The 1,456-nt window shown below is 50.7% G+C and carries 1 protein-coding gene; it reads left to right on the top strand.

Features of this window, described 5'->3' with window-relative positions:
• Positions 1-130: 130 nt before the first annotated feature.
• The gene (coaBC, locus tag QT990_RS28270; RefSeq protein ID WP_333145127.1) at positions 131-1,330 is read left to right on the top strand and encodes a bifunctional phosphopantothenoylcysteine decarboxylase/phosphopantothenate--cysteine ligase CoaBC; all 1,200 of its coding nucleotides are present in this window, start codon (positions 131-133) and stop codon (positions 1,328-1,330) included.
• Positions 1,331-1,456 lie beyond the last annotated feature (126 nt).

Genomic DNA, 1,456 nt, shown 5'->3' with positions numbered 1-1,456 from the left:
AGGAAGAAAGAATGAGGAAGAAGGAAGAAGGAAGAAAGAATCAGGAGATGCGATCGGGCAATTCTCCGCAATGGTTTCAGGAATTCATCAAGTTCTCATAACCTCGAAGGTTGCTGTATTACCAAAAATCATGAAAGGCAGACGAGTTTTAATCGGTGTTAGTGGCGGGATTGCGGCTTACAAAGTTTGCGAAGTAGTTTCAACTTTAGCGAAAGCTGGAGCTGAAGTTAAAGCTATTCTTACTGATGCGGCCGGGGAGTTTGTCACGCCTTTGACTTTTGCTACTCTGTGCCGCCATCCTGCTTTTACTGACAAAGATTTTTGGCAAGCAAGTCACGGGCGCCCCCTGCATATTCAACTGGGAGAATGGGCGGAAGTTTTTGTTATTGCTCCCCTGACGGCTAATACTTTGGCTAAGTTGGCGGGGGGTTTTGCTGATAATTTGTTGACTAATACTGTCTTAGCTTCTACGTGCCCAATTTTGCTGGCACCGGCGATGAATACAGATATGTGGGAACAGCCGACGGTGCAGCGGAATTGGCGGGAAGTGTTGACTTATCGGCGCTATCATGCTGCGAATCCGGGGGCGGGTATGCTAGCGTGCGATCGCGCGGGTGTCGGCCGGATGGCAGAACCTTATGAGATTTTGCCTCATATTGAATCGCTTTTGTATGCGAAGGGCGATCGAGATTTAGCGGGTCTTCGGGTGTTGATCAGTGCGGGAGGAACGCGGGAACACCTCGATCCGGTGCGGTTTATCGGCAATCCTTCCAGTGGCAAAATGGGTATAGCTTTGGCGCAAGCTGCAGGGCACCGCGGCGCGACAGTGACGCTGGTACACAGTATAACTGGCGAATTGCCGCTCTCAGGTGTGCGGGCGATCGCAGTTGCGAGTGCAGAAGAAATGCGGCAGGCGATGCTGCAATGCTTCCACGATGCGGATTTGACGGTGATGGCGGCGGCGGTAGCGGATGTGAAGCCGGCCGAGTACAGTAGTGAGAAATTGCCGAAGCGATCGCTCCCGAATTGTTTGCCTTTGGCACCGGTAGCGGATATTGTGGCAGAGTTGGGAAAATTGAAACAGCCGCACCAAAAATTAATCGGGTTTGCAGCACAAACTGGGGATATTGTCAAGCCGGCTTTGGAGAAATTGCGATCGAAGAAACTGGATGTAATTGCGGCAAACCCGATCGATCAAATAGGCGCAGGTTTCGGCAGCAATACCAATCAAGCAATATTAATTAATGCAGCAGGGAAGCAAGTAGAAATAGCACCTTGCAGCAAGCTAGAAATGGCTCATCGGTTGTTTGATTTTGTGAGGGAAGGGTGAGGGCGACCGAATTGCGATGATATTACCAATTGCGGATTTGTCGCTGGGCGGGGCGGGTTTTTGAGATGGTAGGTTTCTAACATAAATGGTTGGTAAAACCCGCCCCTACGATGGCCTGTAGGGGCG

This window comes from Microcoleus sp. T3_B1 (genome assembly GCF_036700445.1).
In the GTDB taxonomy this organism is placed as follows: domain Bacteria; phylum Cyanobacteriota; class Cyanobacteriia; order Cyanobacteriales; family Microcoleaceae; genus Microcoleus.
The sequence above is the reverse complement of the archived record's forward strand: the minus strand, read 5'-3'. Positions and strand labels throughout refer to the sequence as shown.

Bases quoted from the DNA above. Each gene is read 5' to 3' on its own strand.
- coaBC (WP_333145127.1), top strand. From the start codon at position 131: ATGAAAGGCAGACGAGTTTTAATCGGTGTTAGTGGCGGGATTGCGGCT.